Here is a 16,181-nt window from a genome sequence, read left to right as displayed (position 1 = left end):
AACCCCATCGGTCAGGGTGGCGGCCCCTGCACACCAACAGAGTTGACACAAAAAGCGAACATGCGTAGAACAAAAAAGAACATATGGCGCAAGGACAGACAGGATGTTGACCAAGAAACAGCTCGATCTGCTTGATTTCATCAACAAGCGCATGGCGCGCGATGGCGTGCCCCCCAGTTTTGACGAGATGAAAGAGGCGCTTGATCTAAAATCGAAATCGGGGATCCACCGGCTGATTACCGCGCTGGAGGAACGTGGTTTTATTCGCCGGCTGGCGCACCGGGCCCGCGCCATCGAAATTGTGAAACTGCCAGAGGCGCTTGCGGAGAAATCCAGTGGTTTCAACCCGCGGGTGATCGACGGTGCGCGCCCTGACAGCCGGCCTGCCGCCGCGCAGCCCGTCGACGCGGTCGGCGCGCTGGAATTGCCGCTGCTGGGGCGGATCGCCGCCGGGGAACCGATCCAGTCGATCAACGACGTGCCGCCGCAAGTGGCTGTTCCGGGTGCGATGCTGTCTGGCAACGGGCGCCACTATGCGCTTGAGGTCAAAGGCGATTCCATGATCGAGGCCGGGATAAACGATGGTGATATCGTGGTGATCCGCGAAACCTCTCATGCCGACAACGGTGACATCGTCGTGGCCCAGGTCGAAGGCTATGAAGCGACGCTGAAACGCTTCAAGCGCAAGGGCGGCACCGTAATTCTTGAAGCCGCCAATGCCGCCTATGAACCCCGTATCCTGCCCGAGGGCGAGGTCAAGGTTCAGGGCCGGCTGGTCGGGCTGATCCGCACCTACTGAGCATCGGCCCGGCGCTCTTGCGCAAAAGGCGTGCCCGGGTGCCAGAGCCTGTGGCCGGTTTTTTGAAGGTCGGTCACAAAGACATACCCCTTTTTCGTCCGGTACCCCGCAACGCTGCCCTGCCCACGCAGCGTTGACGGCTGAAACAGGATGCATGGGGCATCGGCGGGCAGATCGCGATCGCTGACCACGATGTCCAACCTGGAACATCCCGAAAAATCGCTGGCAGCACGTTTGCCGCGCAGATGCCTGAGCTGGGGGGAATTGACCCAGCGCGCCGCTGCGGCCTGCTGGTTGGCGCCGTCGCCATCGTTTTCCATCCAGACCGACGCGACAAACCCCTCACCCGTTTCACGGCTGAGGGCGCGTCCTGCCGGGGTCATCACCCCAACCAGCGTGCCGTTTTCCGCGATCAGCAGATCGGGGCGCGTGGCCGTCAGCCAAAGTGCAACCGACAGCATCACCGGCGCCATGCCCAGCCACCGCCAGCGCCCTTGCCACAACATGACGAACAAGCCCCCCGCCGCCATCAACGGAAGCACCGCATCCGGTGGACGCGGGACATAGGTTACCGCCAGAGGCCAATCCGCCACCGACCGCGCCACCAGCAGGATCCAGTCAAGCCCCAGCCCCATCAGCCGCAGCGCCCAGGCTTCCAGCCCGAGCGGCATCAGCACAACCGCAAAAACGCCTGCGGGGATCACAAGCGCCCCCATCAACGGCACCGACACCAGGTTGGCGAGCAAGCCAAAATGTGCCACCTGGTTGAAATGTGCCATCCCCACAGGTGCCGTGGCCGCCCCTGCCACGGCAGAGGACACCACCAGCGCCAGCACCGGGCGCAGACTGCGCGGCACGTTGCGATCGCGCAGACAGCCGAAGACCGCGACCAATGCGGTGGTCGCCGCAAAGGACATCTGGAACCCGGGTCCTAGCAACGCCTCAGGTTGCCAGATCAGCACGATGAGCGCCGCCAGCGCAACCGCGCGCAGGCTGATCGCACGACGGTTCAGCATCACAGCCACCAGCATGACCGCGACCATCACGAAAGCGCGTTCCGTGGCGACATTGCCGCCCGACAGGCCCAGATAAAACCCTGCCGCCACCAAGGCACCCGCGGCCGCCAGTTTCTTGACCGGCCAGCGCAGGCCAACTCCGGGGATCAACAGCATCGTCAGACGCAGCGTGGCGAACACGACGCCCGTCAAGAGCCCCATGTGAAGGCCGGAAATCGCCAGCAGGTGGGCAAGGTTGGTGCGGCGCAGATCGTCCAGCACCGCTTGCCCGATGGCACTGCGGTCGCCGGTCAGGATCGCGGCGGCAAACCCGCCCGTATCTCCGGGCAAGACCGCACGAATACGGTCGGCCATCGCCTGTCGCAGGCGAAAGAACCAAACGCCGCCCTGCCCCGGCTCCAAGGTCAGAACCGGTGTCCGTGTATAGCCCACCGCGCCCAGGCGCTGGAACCAGGCGTGGCGACGAAAATCGAACCCACCGGGTTCCGCCGCCCCCCGTGGCGCCGACAGGTGTGCTGTCATCATCACGACACGCCCCGGGGCCAACGTGGTAAACCCCTGAGTGCCGTGCAACGAGACACGCACCCTGACCGGCGTCGGCTGAACGCTGCCCCGCTCAAGCCGTACGCGGTCCAGCGTCAGCCGCACAGCGTCAGAGGCAGACCGGTCGATGCCGACGATCCGCCCCTCGACCGGACCATAGTAGCGCCCGGTCAGAACAGGGCCCGCCACAAGATGCGCCCGCCCCCCGGCCAGCGCCAGCCCCATTGCCATCAGCGCCGGCAGCGCCAGCCAGGGCCCCCAGGACGGGCCCAGCCGCCACGCACCGGCGGCCCCCATCATTGCGGCGCCGGCACTGACGACCAGCAGCCAGACCGGCGGTTCCACCCGCAGCGCAAAATAAAGCCCGATCCCGAAGGCAATCCCCACCGGCAGCCAGGCAAAGAGGTGGCCGCGCTGGCCCAGCATCACGCGCCCCATGCTTGTGCCTTTCCGCCCCGTTGGGTATGCAACGCGCCAAAGGCTACGCTCCCCAAAGTTACCGAAAGGTTAATCGCCGCATGTCCGCCGAAGTCGTCACCCGTTTCGCCCCTTCGCCCACTGGCTATCTGCATATCGGTGGCGCGCGCACGGCGCTGTTCAACTGGCTTTATGCCCGTGGTCGCGGTGGCAAGTTCCTGCTGCGGATCGAAGACACCGACCGCGCCCGGTCGACCCCGGCCGCAACAGAGGCGATCCTGAAAGGGCTGGACTGGTTGGGGCTTGACCATGACGGAGAGGTTGTCAGCCAGTTCGACCGTGCCGACCGTCACGCCGAAGTGGCACAGGCCTTGCTGGCCAAGGGGGCTGCCTACAAGTGCTTTGCCACCCCCGAGGACATCGAAGCATTCCGCGACGCCGCCCGCGCCGCAGGCAAGTCCACGCTGTTCCAAAGCCCGTGGCGCGACGCCGACCCGGCAACCCACCCCGATGCGCCCTATGTGATCCGGCTGAAAACCCCGACCGAAGGCGCGAGGGTGATCCGCGACCAGGTCCAGGGCGACGTGACCATCCGCAACGACCAGTTGGACGACATGGTGTTGTTACGCTCCGATGGCACACCGGTCTACATGCTGGCCGTTGTCGTCGATGACCATGACATGGGCGTGACCCATGTGATCCGGGGGGATGACCACCTGAACAACGCCGCACGCCAGATGGGGATCTATACCGCCATGGGCTGGGATATTCCGGTCTGGGCGCATATTCCGCTGATCCACGGACCAGACGGCAAGAAACTGTCGAAGCGTCACGGCGCACTTGGGGTCGAGGAATACCAGGCCATGGGCTATCCTGCGGCGGGCATGCGCAATTACCTCGCACGCTTGGGCTGGAGCCATGGCGATGACGAATTCTTTACCGATACCCAGGCACAAGAATGGTTCGACCTGGATGGAATCGGCAAGTCTCCGGCCCGTTTCGATTTCAAGAAGCTCGAGAATCTGTGCGGCCAGCACATCGCCGTAGGCGACGATGCTGCATTGCTGCATGAAATAGAGGCGTATCTGACGGCAAGTTCACAATCCCCCCTGACCGAAGCTCAGCGCGACGGGCTGCTGCGCGGGATGTATTGCTTGAAAGAGCGCGCCAAGACATTTCCGGAACTCCTTGAAAAGGCATATTTTATTCTGGCGGACACGCCAATTCAGCCGGACGAGAAAGCCGCCAGGAACCTGGATTCTGTATCCCGTGGTATACTGGCTGCGTTGACGCCGCGCCTGCAAAATGCTAGCTGGTCCCGAGAACAACTCGAGGAGGCAACCGCCCGCTTTGCCGAAGAAAACGGCACTAAGTTCGGAAAGCTGGCAGGCCCGCTCAGGGCAGCCCTTGCCGGACGGGCAGTCACCCCCAGCGTTTTCGACATGATGCTTGTTCTGGGCCGCGAAGAAAGCCTTTCCCGGCTGGCCCAGGCTGCCGCCAGCGACGAAGACTGATCCCCGTCCCGGGGGTCCATCGGCGCAAGGCTTGTGGTTAACACGTCTCCCCGGCACAGTCCGCGGGGCGCAAGAAGAAGGGACCTAGAATGGCTGAAACCGCAAAGACTGCGACGCTGACCCTGGACGGCAAGAGCTATGAATTGCCTGTCCACTCGCCCACGGCGGGACCGGATGTTCTCGATATTCGCAAGCTTTATGGTCAGGCTGGCGTCTTCACCTACGACCCCGGCTTTACCTCGACCGCCAGTTGCGACAGCACGATCACCTATATCGACGGTGAAAAGGGCGTCCTGCTGCACCGCGGCTACCCGATCAGCCAGTTGGCCTCGCAGTCGCACTACCTCGAGGTCTGCTACCTGCTGCTCTACGGTGAACTGCCGTCGGCTGCGCAGCTGGAAGACTTCGAAAGCACGATCACCCGCCACACCATGCTGCACGAACAGATGCAGTATTTCTTCCGAGGCTTCCGTCGCGACGCGCACCCGATGGCGACGATGGTGGGCGTCGTGGGCGCCATGTCGGCCTTCTACCACGACTCGACCGATATCAACGATCCCAAACAACGCGAGATTGCCAGCCACCGCCTGATCGCCAAGATGCCGACAATTGCGGCCTGGGCCTACAAGTACAACCTCGGCCAGCCGTTCATCTATCCGCGCAACGATCTGGATTACGCCTCGAACTTCCTGCACATGTGTTTTGCCGTGCCGGCCGAGGAATACCATGTGAACCCGATCATCGCCCGTGCGATGGACCGGATCTTCACCCTGCATGCCGATCACGAACAGAACGCCTCGACGTCGACGGTGCGCCTGGCGTCGTCCTCGGGCGCCAACCCGTTCGCCTGTATCGCGGCGGGCATCGCCTGCCTCTGGGGTCCGGCCCACGGCGGCGCCAACCAGGCTTGCCTGGAAATGCTCAAGGAAATCGGCACTCCCGATCGCATCCCGGAATACATCGCCCGCGCCAAGGACAAGAACGACCCGTTCCGCCTGATGGGCTTCGGCCACCGGGTCTACAAGAACTTCGATCCGCGCGCGATGGTGATGAAACAGTCCGCCGACGAGATCCTGGACCTGCTGGGCGTGCACAACAACCCGATCCTCGCCACCGCGAAGGAACTGGAACAACAGGCACTCGCCGATCCCTATTTCGCCGAGAAAAAGCTGTTCCCGAACGTCGATTTCTATTCCGGCGTCATCCTCGAAGCGATGGGGTTCCCGACCTCGATGTTCACCCCGATCTTTGCGTTGTCGCGGACCGTGGGCTGGATTTCGCAGTGGAAGGAACAGCTGGAAGATCCGGCACACAAGATCGGCCGCCCGCGCCAGCTCTATCTCGGTGCGACCGAACGCGACTACGTGGACATCGAAGACCGCTGATCGCGGCGCGCCTCCGCAACGGCAAAACGCGCGCCTCCTGGCGCGCGTTCTTGTTCAGCCGGGCTTGGTCTTGGGCCCCGGGCGCATTCAAGCAGACTCTCCGCCGCCTCCGCAGTGCATGAATGACCTGCCGCCACAGGCCCCGGACCTCGGGCGCCTCCCACAGCGACCGCCCTTTCGGCAGAGCCATCGGGCAGCGCCCCGGTCTCCCGGCCACGCCAGTCCTGCTTTCATCTTTCCGCAAATACTCCGGGGGTGTGGGGGCAGCGCCCCCACCCGGTGGGGCGCAGCGGCTGCCCCGGCCCCTCAGCGCCCTTCGTAGACCGCCGGACGCTTTTCAAGAAACGCCACAACGCCTTCCTTGAAATCGCGCGTCTTGCCGCATTCCCCCTGCAACCGGGCCTCCAGCGCCAATTGGTCCTCAAGCGAGTTGTCGAACGATGCCCGCAGCGACTGCTTCACGCGCTGGTAGGCGGCGGTCGGCCCCTTGGCCAGATGCGCGGCGCGCGCCGTCCAATGCGCCTCGAACTCTGCATCCGGAACCGCTTCCCAGATCATGCCCCAGTCGCTGGCCTGACGGGCGCTGATCTTCTCGGCAAAAAGCGCCGCGCCCATGGCCTTGGCCAGTCCCATCTGCCGCGGCAGGTACCAGGTGCCGCCGGCATCCGGGATCAGCCCGATCCGGGTAAACGCCTGCAGGAAAAACGCGCTTTCCGCCGCGATCACCACGTCGGCGGCCAGCGCCAGGTTGGCCCCTGCCCCCGCGGCCGCCCCGTTCACTGCGGAAATCGTCGGAACCGGACAGTCATAGATGGCGTGCAGCATCGGAACGTATTCGTCGCGCAGCGTGCGCTCCAGGTCGATGTTGGCAGTGTTGGCGCGATCGCCCAGGTCCTGGCCAGAGCAGAACGCCCGGCCTGAGCCGGTGATGACCACGACGCGCGCCTCGCGCCCGCCACGGCGCAGCGCATCGGTCAATTCGGCCCGCATCTGGGTGTTGAGCGCGTTCATAACGTCGCCGCGGTTCAGGGTGATCGTGGCGACGCCGTCGGTCAGGTCATAGAGGATGGCTTCGTAGTTCATGCGCGGCATTCCTTCCTGGTTTTGCCGCGCATGAAACACGATTGCCGCCCGGGCGCAAAGGGCAACGCAGCGTCAGACCAGTGTCGCTTTGATCGCCGTCAGCAGCGCTGCCGCCTCGGGCGTGGGCGCGCGTTCGATGCGTTCATAGGCCGCTCCATCGCGCGTGCGCGTCACCAAACGGTTTTCCACCAGGCTGCGGCGGATCTGGGCGGCATCACGGAACGCGGTCAGCGCATCGATCCGGCTGCTGATCTGGCGTTCTGTCATCGACTCACGCGGAGGCAATCCGGCCCAGATCACCCACAGGCACAATCCCTGCACCTGCGTACGGGCAGGCCACATCGCCATGCGCCCCTGGCCGTCGAAGCAACGCGTGGCGCGGGTGACCAGCTTGTCATCGGCCCTGGGCCGCGGCGCGGTCTGCGCCTTGAGATGCTGATAATTGCGAAAGCCGGCAGCGCGGGCGACAATCGACAACAGCTCGGCATGGCCGGGCGGATCGGTCAATTGCGCGCGCAGCGCCTTGGCAAAGCTGGAGATGTCCGGGACGGACAGCGGAATGACATCGCGGGTCATAGAACAAACCTCTTTCGCGATACCTGTCCCCGACGCGCGGGGCTGGATGTCCGCCCTTGTCCATCGGTATCAGCAGGGTCTGGTCCGATGTTTGTCAGATCGCAGGTTTAGCAAGATTGGCGGAGCCTGGGTGAACTGCGGACCCACGGCTCCTCTACCGGCGCGGGGGGCGCCGGTCAATCCCTCAGCAATTCCTGAAGCCTGGTCTGTTCCTCTGGCGACAACCGCTGTTCGGTCACGGCCTGGGCTGTGGACCGGCGGCGGATATACAGTCCCGCCACCAAAAGCCCCAGCACAAACAAGATCGGACCAGAGGCCCAAAGCAGCCAGTTGGCCCCGCCAGAGGTCGGTTTCAGCAAGACGAATTCGCCGTAGCGATCGACGATATAGTCCACGACCTCAGCGTTGTCGTCCCCCGCGGTGATCCGCTCGCGCACAAGGATACGCAGGTCGCGCGCCAGCGACGCGTTGGAATCGTCGATGTTCTCGTTCTGGCAAACCAGACAGCGCAAACCCTTGGAAATCTCGCGTGCCCGCGCTTCCTGTGTCGGGTCTTGCAACATTTCATCCGGCTGGACCGCAGCCACCGGCGCGGCCAGCAGCGCAAGGATCAGCGCCAGGGCATAGGGCGGGTGTTTGGCCCACCATCCGAGAAACCGTTTCATTCCGCGGGAACCCCCACCATCTGTGATTTGCGCGCGCCAGCCGCCACGCGGAAGCGACGATCGCTCAGCGACAGGAAGCCGCCAATCGCCATCAGGATGCATCCGCCCCAGATCCAGTTGGCCAGGGGTTTCAGGTAGACGCGCATCACCCACCCGCCGTCATCCTGCGGATCGCCAATCACCACATAGACATCGCGCATCAAGCGATAGTCGATGGCGGCCTCGGTCGTGGGCATCTGCTGCACCGGATAGTTGCGCTTTTCAGGGTAGAGGGTTGCGATGGTTTCGCCGTCCTGACGTACGCTGACATCCGCCATGTTGGAGAAGTAGTTCGGACCCTGCACGCGTTCCACGCCGTTCAATTCGAACTCGAACGCGCCTACGGTGAAGGGTTGGCCAACATAGGCGACGCGGATGTCTTCCTCTTGCCACGCCATCAGCCCGGCAATGCCCAGCATCGTGATACCCAGCCCGCCATGGGCCACCGCTTTGCCCCAGTCGGCGCGCGGCAGGCGCAGCAGTCGGGACAGGTCACGGTTTTTGCCAAGACGGCTGTAAAGGTCGGTGATCGCGCCTGCCACAAGCCAGGTCCCCAGAAACACCCCGACAGGGCCCAACAGCGTCTTGCCGGTTTGCATCGCCCAGACCAGTCCGGCCAATGCCAGCGCCAGGAAAAGCGCCGGAGCCAGTTGGCGCAGAACGCGTCCAACGTTGGCCCGCTTCCACGGCATCATGGCGCCAATCGGCAGAAGCAGCCCAAGCAGAACCATGAACGGGGTAAAGGCCATCTCGAAGAACGGTGCGCCGACGCTCAGCTTGCGGGCAAACAGAAGTTCCGCGACCACGGGCCAAAGCGTGCCGACGAAGACCACGAAACAGGCGACCGCCAGGAAAATGTTGTTGGCCACAAGCGCGGATTCGCGGCTGACGATGCCAAACACACCCTTGGCCTGCATCACGTTGGCGCGCGCCGCGAACAGCGTCAGCGCCCCGCCAGTGTAGACCACCAGGATCCCCAGGATAAACACACCGCGTTCGGGGTCGCTGGCGAAGGCATGGACCGACGTCAGCAGACCCGAGCGGACAATGAACGTACCGATCAGCGAGAAGCCAAAGGCAAGGATCGCCAACAGGATGGTCCAGCTTTTCAGCGCCTCGCGCTTCTCGACCACGATGGCGGAATGCAGCAAGGCGGCGGCCAGAAGCCAAGGCATGAAGGACGCGTTTTCAACAGGGTCCCAGAACCAGAAACCGCCCCAGCCCAGCTCGTAATAGGCCCACCACGACCCCAGCGCGATGCCGATGGTCAGGAAGACCCACGCAGCCAGCGTCCAGGGACGCACCCACCGGCCCCAGGCGGCATCCACGCGGCCTTCGATCAAGGCGGCGACGGCAAAACTGAAACAGATGCTCAGGCCGACATAGCCCAGGTACAGGAACGGCGGGTGAAACGCCAAACCAGGGTCCTGCAGCAGCGGGTTCAAGTCCTGGCCGTCAAACGGCGGCACGGCCATGCGCAGGAACGGGTTTGAGGTGAAGATGATGAAGGCGAAGAATGCCACGGCAATCGAAGATTGCACCGCCAAAACCCGCGCCCGCAAGGTCGGTGGAAGGTTTCCCCCGAACCATGCCGCCATTGCGCCGAACAAAGACAGGATCAGCACCCAAAGCAACATGGACCCTTCGTGGTTCCCCCATACGCCGCTGATCTTGTACAGCATCGGCTTGGCCGAATGGCTGTTCATGACCACCAACCGCAGACTGAAGTCCGACGTGACAAACGCATGGGTCAGCGCGGCAAACGCCGCTGCGGTCAGGATGAACTGCAGCGTGGCCGCAGGTTCGGCGACGGCCATCCAGCCGGGCCAGCGTTTTTGGGCACCGACAAGCGGTACGACAGCCTGCACAATCGAAACGAGAAAGGCGAGGATAAGGGCGAAGTGTCCGAGCTCTGTAATCATGCAGCTGGTTATAGGGCCGGAAAATGGGCGGGCCAATGGAAAACCGGCCCGCCACTTGATCACTTTGTCGCAAGCGCCTGCCAGTCGGCCAGCGCGGGATTGTCTGGCGCGGCTGGCGGTTCTGGCCCGTCAGGGCGCAGCGCTTCGATCCGTTGCGCGCTGTCGATCACCTGGGGGACCGATGCGGCAAGGGCGCGGGCGATATCGCGCTGGAAGTCCTGACCTTTGGCCTGATGCCGCGCCCCGAAATAGAAACTGACGATGGCGCCCAGCAGCCACCACAGCGGATCGGGCACCAACGCCAGCCCGGTCATGCGCGCGCCGAACCAGATCGGGTCAACCATCGCGGCTACGAACAGGCCCAGAGTCCCCAATGCCAAAGCCGGTCGCGGAATGCGGTTCAGCCCGTCAATCATCCGGTCGAACCAGCCACTGCGCGCACAGGAGAACTCTGCCGCGAACTGGCGCAGGGCTGCCCCCTGCAGATCCGCGCCGCGCTTGGCCTCGGCTTCTGCGTTCACGCGGAAAACCTCTGCGGTTTCAGCGATCACGTTGCGGTCCGCCCCAAACACGAGCGTCAGAACGCGTTCGATCAGGCCCATGCTGCGACCCTCTGGTCGAACTCTGCCTTGGTCAGATGGTAGCGCGGGCTGATGAATTCTTCAGCCCGCAGGATCCAGCCACCTTTGCCACCCTGTCGGGTACGGGCGTATTTACGCGACGCGGGCCGGGCATCGGCCAAGGAGAAGTAATAGTTTCGCCGCGCGATCCCGTAGGCATCCACGAAATGGTCTGGCGCCGCCGCCATGGCCGCCTGCGCGGCTGCGATGGTCTGGGGCCCGATGGCCCCGTCGATCGCCACTGGCTGACCCATGTCGCGCAGCAGCCGTTGCAAGATCTTAACCGCGTTGCTGCCCGCATTGACGTACATGTCAAAAACCGACGGTTGCAGCGCTTGGGGCAGATCGGCCAGACGGGGCCGCGCAAAGTAGTGGTCAAGAAAGATATCCACCGCCTGAGACCGGCTCAGCCGCGCGACATCTGACACGCCGACCGCGCCGTCGCCGTCAAGGTCCAGCCCGAGCCGACGCATCGTGTGGATTGTGACCCCGTATTTGGTGGCGCCCCCGGGATCGGCGGGATCGTTCACAAAGCCGCCTTCGCGCGCGACGATGTCTTCGGCCAGTTGCCGAACGGTGGGTCTGCTCTGGGACATGTTTGCCTCTTGCCTGATTGAAACCTCGGGCAAGAGGCTGAATTCAAATGCTTAACCGCGCTTCACCGCGGCGCGCGGCGGTCAGCTGCTGGGCTCTTGGTAGATGCCTTGTTCCTTCAGCGCGTCGATGACCTCTTTTGGCATGTAGGTTTCATCATGCTTGGCCAGGATTTCCGACGCTTCGAACACGCCGTTGATGTAGCGCCCGGTACCCACCATGCCTTGATTTTCATCGAACAGATCAGGCAGCACCCCCGAGAAGGTTACCGGGATCGTCGCGCCGCCGTCCGTTACGTTAAAGGTGATGGTCTGACCCTGTCCGCGCACCAGCGAACCCTCTTCCACCAGGCCCCCGATCCGGAAGGTTTCGTTCGGCGCGGGCGGGGCTTCGGCCACCTGACTGGGAGAGCGGAAGAAATTGATCCCGTCGCGCATCGCATAGCCGATCAGCCCGGTCGAGATGATCAACGCAACAGCGGCCAGGGCAACCACCTGGACGCGTCGCTGCTTTTTCAGCGATTTCAATGCCATAGGGGACCTCCTCCTGACAGGCCATTGTGCTTGTGAAAGCTATATAGACGATTGAGCATAGAAAGGGGAGAGCCCGCGCGATTTGACGCGGGTCAACTGGCAGAAATGTGAAGACCTTGACGCCGGTCCCTGCGTTCCCATCATCGCCACAAAGACGGGGGGCGACATGGCACGACTGGCGGGCAACAAACCTGTTTCGTTTTTCAGGCTGTTCTGGCGCATGGGCGGTTGGGCCGTGCTGATTCCGCTGGCGCTGCTGCTGGTATTGACCGCCGTCAGCGTGGTGTCGTTGTCTACCGCGGAACGGTTCGAGCGTGAAGGCAGGCAAACCACTGCGACCGTGGCCGACAAGTATTTCCGCGAAAACCGCGACAGCGATGGCGATCGGACTGTCGCGTATTTCCTTGTGCTGGACTATACGACCAACGCTGGACAGACGATGAACGTGCACCAATCTGTTGGCTCTGCGCTCTATAATTCCGCGTCGCCCGGCAGTACGATTCCGGTCTGGTACCTGGAAAGCGCACCCTCGAAGATCGAGACCTCGCAAGGCGAACACCTCACCGCGGCGCGGATCACCCAGATGATCGGATTGATCTTCGGCGCGGGCTTTCTTGGCGCGCTGTGGTATTTTGGCAGACGCGCCGTCGCCGCAGTCCGGGCTCGCCGTTTCGGTATCGAGGAAACCGCCGAGGTACTGGGGATAGAACGAACGAATACGCGCGTAAACAACCGTTATCTGTACCGCCTGACTTGGCGCGAAGGCAGCGGCCGGACCGGCAAGAGCCTGGTCTATCCGCGCGAACAGCTGGACCATATCAAACCGGGCAGCAATATCACCATCTATCAGGGGCTGAAGCGCGCGTGGTGGGCAGGCGACGTGGGCCGCCGCCAGCCCTGACTGCGGGGGTCACAGCGCGCCAGGGCAGCCCCGGTGCGCCTGAGGCTTGCCCAGGGTATAGGGATTGAGGATCAGGATCCACATCACCGGGTAGCCCGGGGCCTGCGTCCGGGAATAGGTGCAGTTGTCCGGCGTGGTAAAATATTGTCCGCCATAGCCGGGCGGCGGCACCTGCCGGGTCGCCGCTTCCAGCCAGGGCTGGTGCTGGGTCGTTTCCAGCAACGGCGCGCTCTGCGCGCCCTGCGCCGATGGCAAACCGGCCAGCGTGACCGACGTGCTGATAATGACCAACAGCGCAGCAAGCATGATCTTGGACATGGGACTCCTCCGTCTTGGAACTCTGGAACTGGTGCCAGACAACACCGACATCGGTGCCAAAACGCGCTTGATTCGTGGCGGGATTGCGGGCTTTGTCGCTGATTTTAAAAGACTTGTCTCAGCGCCCGATCACGATGTCGGCGCATAGCCCGCCCAGCCGCTCGCTGGCCCCCAGCCGCAGCACGCCACCGTGACTGCGGGCGATGTCCGCGGCGATCGCAAGCCCCAGCCCCACGCCAGACCCCCGATCCTGGTTCCGCGCGGGGTCCAAACGGACAAACGGGCGCATCGCCCGTTCCCGGTCTTCGGGCAAGATACCGGGGCCGTCGTCTTCCACCCGGATACGCAGCGCCTTTTCGGTCAGCAGCACCGAGACCTCGCACTGGCTGGCGTATCTGACCGCATTGCCGATCAGGTTGTCCACCGCACGCGCAATCGACAGCGGGCGGAGCGCGACCTTGCCGTGCCCTTCGACCAGCGCCAGTTCCACTTCGGTTCCGGCACGCCGCGCTTTCTCGACGATCTCTGTCACCAGCGCGACCGGGTCGGTCGGCTCCGCGCTCCCTGCCCCGGCTTCGCCCCGGGCAAATTCCAGAAACGCATCCAGCAGCCGTTCCATATCAGCCACGTCGCGTTCCAACGGTGCGCGCTCGGCATCGTCAAGCATCGACAGTGCCAGCTTCATCCGCGTCAGAGGGGTTCGCATGTCATGGCTGACCCCCGAAAGCATCATCGTGCGCTGCTCGATCTGCCGCTCGATCCGGTTGCGCATGTCAAGGAACGCATGCCCCGCAGCGCGCACCTCGACCGCGCCAGACGGCGCATAGGGCAACGTGCGCCCGCGCCCGAACGCCTCTGCCGCGCGGGCCAGCCGGGTGATCGGTCGCAGTTGGTTGCGCAGATAGACAAAGGCGATCACCGTCATCAGACCGCCAAAGAAAACCATGTGCACCAACAACTGGTGCGGATTCGACGCTGACGCCCGCCGCCTGTCAAACACCACCTGCCGGACAGTCCCATCGTCGCGCAGAAACAGAACCACTGTCCGGTCATCAGGTAAAAGCACCCGCTGAACCCCTTCCAGCCGGTCGCGCAGAACGCTTGTCACGACAAGTCCCGACAGATCGTACCATTGCCGCGAATCCTGTGCCGGCACCGCGCTTTCGGGCACAATGGCGACGCCGAACTCCAGCGCTTCGCGCAGCGCCGCGTCGCCCTTCAGCGCCACGCGCAACTCGCGCGCGACCTCTGTGCTCATCTGTTCTGAAACATCCTCGAAGTGGCGCTGGATGAACACGATGGAAACCACCAGTTGCAAGGTCACAACCGGCAGGATCAGGATCAGCGCTGCACGGCCATACAGGCCACGAGGCATATAGCGTTTGAGCCATTTGAACGACATGCGCTAAGGCTATCGAAACCACCGCGCGTGCACCACGCAGAAAGTGACCCGATGCAGGATCCCGATCCCGATTTCCGCCCCGTCCCCGGACTGCCCGAAACACTGGCCCCCGGGCTGCGCCGGGTGCTGGCCCCGAATCCGTCGCCAATGACCTTTCGTGGCACCAACACCTATCTTTTGGGGGAAACCGGGTTGGCGGTGATCGACCCTGGCCCAGACGACAACGCCCACCTCGCCGCGATCCTTGCGGCCTTGCAACCGGGCCAGCACATCAGCCACATCGTGGTCACCCACGCCCATGTCGATCATTCCCCGCTGGCGCGCCCCCTGGCCGCCGCGACCGGCGCGCCTGTCATTGCCTTTGGCGACGCCCTGGCCGGACGGTCGGCCGTGATGCAGGCCCTGGCCGCCAACAGCGCGGTCGGCGGTGGCGAAGGTGTCGACACCGCGTTTACCCCCGACCAATACGTGGCCGGCGGGGATGTCATCGCGGGCGACACCTGGCAGCTCAAGGTCTGGCACACGCCTGGTCATTTCGGCAATCACATCTCGCTGGAATGGGGCGATGCGCTCTTTTGCGGAGATCTGGTCATGGGTTGGGCCAGTTCGCTGGTGTCCCCGCCAGACGGCGACCTGACGGATTTCCTGACGTCATGCGAAGCGCTGCTCGGCCGCGACTGGTCGGTCTTCCATTCCGGCCACGGCGCGCCCATCACCGATCCCACCGCACGGCTGCGCTGGCTGATCGCCCACCGCCGCGCCCGGGAGGCGGCAATCCTGGAAACGTTGGCTCAGGGGGCTGCGACGGCACAGGACCTGGCCCGCTGCATCTACACCGAGACGCCGCCGGCGCTCCTGCCAGCCGCAACCCGCAACGTCCTTGCGCACCTGATTGATTTAATGGGAAAATCCCGGGTTGCCCACACAGGCCCGCTGCATGCCGGGGCACGTTTCGAACTTTGCTGACAGTGCGGGCAAAAAAGTTGGAGTTTTGTGACAAAACCCTCTGGACGCCCGGAATCGAGATTGCTATACGCCCCGCATGTTCCGGCGTAGCTCAGCGGTAGAGCAGTTGACTGTTAATCAATTGGTCGTAGGTTCGATCCCTACCGCCGGAGCCAATTACCCTTGATTTCATTGGGAAAATTGGCGTAGAGCCAATCCTACTAACAACCTACTCTTGCTTTTGGGTCGGTTGTCAGGGGCGTTCCGGTCGCCCGACCGCTCACGAAGACGTGATCGGATGTTTCGGGTGCTACCGTATCTTGTGCCGTGATAGCTTCGACTTCAAACATGCTGGCATTGCTTCGCTTCATTCGGTATGATGATACGAAACGTGAACACTAAGTGAGGCTAGCAGCTACGATGGCAAGCAAATTCTCCCCCGGCGACATTGTACAACTGAAATCCGGTGGCCCTGCGATGACCGTATCCAAGGTCAACGACTCTATGGGCAGTCAGACTTACACATGCGAATGGTTCAAAGGTGCGTCGAATGAACGAGCGGTCTTTCAAGAGGACACGCTCAAAGAATACGTTGCGCCTTCGACGTCATGACCGAAGAAGAAGCCGCGCGATGGATGTTGGCAGAATACGAAACGGCTGGGTTCTTGTATCAGGACGCTGCCGCTAGTCACTTGTTCCAACTGAACGACGAAAAGTTGGCGTACTTCGACAAGTCTTCGAACCTGTGCGTCGGCAAAGGCGTACTAAAGATTTTCAATAAGCTAACGCCGGGTGCGGTCTACGAACGCGCAGGAAAGTTTTGGCGCGTAAGGTGGAATAGCCCCCTGAAAGTGGTCCACCAACTGGGATAGATTTGTCCCGCAATTGGAGGATCAGCGATGGCTGGGA

General features: G+C 63.1%; 17 protein-coding genes and 1 tRNA gene. 8 read left to right on the top strand and 10 right to left on the bottom strand.

Going from position 1 to position 16,181, the window contains the following annotated elements; genetic code table 11:
• Positions 1–103 precede the first annotated feature (103 nt).
• Positions 104–799, top strand: a complete 696-nt coding sequence (gene lexA / locus VK792_RS04095; protein WP_326296081.1) for a transcriptional repressor LexA — start codon at positions 104–106, stop codon at positions 797–799.
• On the opposite strand, the gene VK792_RS04090 is transcribed toward lexA, so the two are convergent.
• Positions 793–2,796 (bottom strand): ComEC/Rec2 family competence protein, encoded by a 2,004-nt coding sequence (locus VK792_RS04090; protein WP_326296080.1) that lies wholly within the window; start codon positions 2,794–2,796, stop codon positions 793–795. The genes lexA and VK792_RS04090 overlap by 7 nt on opposite strands.
• Before the next feature lie 80 nt (positions 2,797–2,876).
• On the opposite strand from VK792_RS04090, the gene gltX reads away from it, so the two are divergent.
• Together gltX and gltA are read left to right on the top strand one after the other, a co-directional pair.
• The gene (gene gltX, locus VK792_RS04085) at positions 2,877–4,289 is read left to right on the top strand and encodes a glutamate--tRNA ligase (RefSeq protein ID WP_326296079.1); all 1,413 of its coding nucleotides are present in this window, start codon (positions 2,877–2,879) and stop codon (positions 4,287–4,289) included.
• A gap of 89 nt (positions 4,290–4,378) precedes the next feature.
• Complete coding sequence (gltA, locus tag VK792_RS04080) at positions 4,379–5,674, top strand: citrate synthase (RefSeq protein ID WP_326296078.1); 1,296 nt, start codon at positions 4,379–4,381, stop codon at positions 5,672–5,674.
• Between the two features lie 306 nt (positions 5,675–5,980).
• Here gltA and VK792_RS04075 read toward each other — a convergent pair whose 3' ends face one another.
• The 7 genes from VK792_RS04075 to ccmE all read right to left on the bottom strand — a co-directional run bounded on the left by VK792_RS04075 (position 5,981) and on the right by ccmE (position 11,706).
• Positions 5,981–6,757 carry an enoyl-CoA hydratase-related protein gene (locus VK792_RS04075; protein ID WP_326296077.1) on the bottom strand — a complete coding sequence of 259 codons (777 nt, stop codon included), beginning with the start codon at positions 6,755–6,757 and terminating at the stop codon, positions 5,981–5,983.
• Between the two features lie 72 nt (positions 6,758–6,829).
• On the bottom strand, positions 6,830–7,333 hold the full coding sequence (locus VK792_RS04070) for a DUF2087 domain-containing protein (protein WP_326296076.1): 504 nt from the start codon (positions 7,331–7,333) through the stop codon (positions 6,830–6,832).
• Positions 7,334–7,509: 176 nt separating this feature from the next.
• Positions 7,510–7,998 (bottom strand): cytochrome c-type biogenesis protein, encoded by a 489-nt coding sequence (locus VK792_RS04065; protein WP_326296075.1) that lies wholly within the window; start codon positions 7,996–7,998, stop codon positions 7,510–7,512.
• Entirely contained in the window at positions 7,995–9,959 is a 1,965-nt protein-coding gene (locus tag VK792_RS04060; RefSeq protein WP_326296074.1) for a heme lyase CcmF/NrfE family subunit, read from the bottom strand. Before VK792_RS04060 ends, VK792_RS04065 begins: the two co-directional genes overlap by 4 nt.
• Positions 9,960–10,018: 59 nt before the next feature.
• Positions 10,019–10,561, bottom strand: a complete 543-nt coding sequence (locus VK792_RS04055; RefSeq protein ID WP_326296073.1) for a holin family protein — start codon at positions 10,559–10,561, stop codon at positions 10,019–10,021.
• Positions 10,552–11,175: a holin-associated N-acetylmuramidase gene (locus VK792_RS04050; protein WP_326296072.1), complete on the bottom strand. Its 624-nt coding sequence runs from the start codon at positions 11,173–11,175 to the stop codon at positions 10,552–10,554. The genes VK792_RS04055 and VK792_RS04050 overlap by 10 nt, the downstream gene beginning before the upstream one ends.
• A gap of 81 nt (positions 11,176–11,256) precedes the next feature.
• Positions 11,257–11,706: a cytochrome c maturation protein CcmE gene (gene ccmE, locus VK792_RS04045; protein ID WP_326296071.1), complete on the bottom strand. Its 450-nt coding sequence runs from the start codon at positions 11,704–11,706 to the stop codon at positions 11,257–11,259.
• A 166-nt stretch (positions 11,707–11,872) separates the two neighbouring features.
• On the opposite strand from ccmE, the gene VK792_RS04040 reads away from it, so the two are divergent.
• Positions 11,873–12,607, top strand: a complete 735-nt coding sequence (locus tag VK792_RS04040) for a DUF3592 domain-containing protein (RefSeq protein WP_326296070.1) — start codon at positions 11,873–11,875, stop codon at positions 12,605–12,607.
• A gap of 9 nt (positions 12,608–12,616) precedes the next feature.
• Here VK792_RS04040 and VK792_RS04035 read toward each other — a convergent pair whose 3' ends face one another.
• Both VK792_RS04035 and VK792_RS04030 read right to left on the bottom strand, forming a co-directional pair.
• On the bottom strand, positions 12,617–12,925 hold the full coding sequence (locus VK792_RS04035) for a hypothetical protein (protein WP_326296069.1): 309 nt from the start codon (positions 12,923–12,925) through the stop codon (positions 12,617–12,619).
• Between the two features lie 118 nt (positions 12,926–13,043).
• Positions 13,044–14,327, bottom strand: coding sequence for an ATP-binding protein (locus tag VK792_RS04030; RefSeq protein WP_326296068.1), 1,284 nt, complete (start codon positions 14,325–14,327; stop codon positions 13,044–13,046).
• A gap of 51 nt (positions 14,328–14,378) precedes the next feature.
• On the opposite strand from VK792_RS04030, the gene VK792_RS04025 reads away from it, so the two are divergent.
• From VK792_RS04025 to VK792_RS04010, 4 genes are all read left to right on the top strand, one after another.
• Positions 14,379–15,293 (top strand): MBL fold metallo-hydrolase, encoded by a 915-nt coding sequence (locus VK792_RS04025; RefSeq protein WP_326296067.1) that lies wholly within the window; start codon positions 14,379–14,381, stop codon positions 15,291–15,293.
• An 80-nt stretch (positions 15,294–15,373) separates the two neighbouring features.
• Positions 15,374–15,448: transfer RNA gene (locus tag VK792_RS04020), tRNA-Asn, on the top strand.
• Between the two features lie 244 nt (positions 15,449–15,692).
• Positions 15,693–15,884 carry a YodC family protein gene (locus tag VK792_RS04015; RefSeq protein ID WP_326296066.1) on the top strand — a complete coding sequence of 64 codons (192 nt, stop codon included), beginning with the start codon at positions 15,693–15,695 and terminating at the stop codon, positions 15,882–15,884.
• Positions 15,881–16,144: a DUF6953 family protein gene (locus VK792_RS04010; protein ID WP_326296065.1), complete on the top strand. Its 264-nt coding sequence runs from the start codon at positions 15,881–15,883 to the stop codon at positions 16,142–16,144. The genes VK792_RS04015 and VK792_RS04010 overlap by 4 nt, the downstream gene beginning before the upstream one ends.
• Positions 16,145–16,181: the final 37 nt, after the last annotated feature.

This window comes from Mesobacterium hydrothermale, assembly GCF_035818635.1.
Lineage (GTDB): Bacteria > Pseudomonadota > Alphaproteobacteria > Rhodobacterales > Rhodobacteraceae > Mesobacterium_A > Mesobacterium_A hydrothermale.
Note: the sequence above shows the minus strand (reverse complement) of the source record. Positions and strands in the feature narration are given on the sequence as shown.